The sequence below is a fragment of the Pseudomonas sp. Kh14 genome, from assembly GCF_900291005.1.
GTDB lineage: Bacteria > Pseudomonadota > Gammaproteobacteria > Pseudomonadales > Pseudomonadaceae > Aquipseudomonas > Aquipseudomonas alloputida.
Map to the genome: position 1 here is coordinate 1 of NZ_OLKJ01000101.1, position 273 is coordinate 273.

Consider the following 273-nt stretch of genomic DNA (forward strand, 5'->3'; position numbering starts at 1 on the left):
CCCAGCCAGTGAACTGATGAAGCCCTCCCAGGGCCCGGACCACATCCTCGCCCGGCCGGAGCGTCAGATGATAGGTGTTGGCCAGGATCATCGCAGCGCCGGTGGCGCGAAGCTGTTCGATCTCCAGCCCTTTGACAGTGCCCACCGTGCCCACGGGCATGAAGGCTGGCATTTCCACCGCTCCATGCGGAGTGTGAAAGGTGCTTCGCCGCGCCGCGCAGGCGGCGTCGACGCGGTGGACCTGGAATGAAAATGGGAGGTGAGACATCGGAC

1 protein-coding gene is annotated in these 273 nt (G+C 64.8%); it reads right to left on the reverse strand.

The features are described 5' to 3' along the window. On the reverse strand, window positions 1–268 hold a 268-nt coding region (locus FQ668_RS27470), incomplete at its 3' end, for a tRNA-guanine transglycosylase (protein ID WP_144180774.1). Between the last annotated feature and the right edge of the window lie 5 nt (window positions 269–273).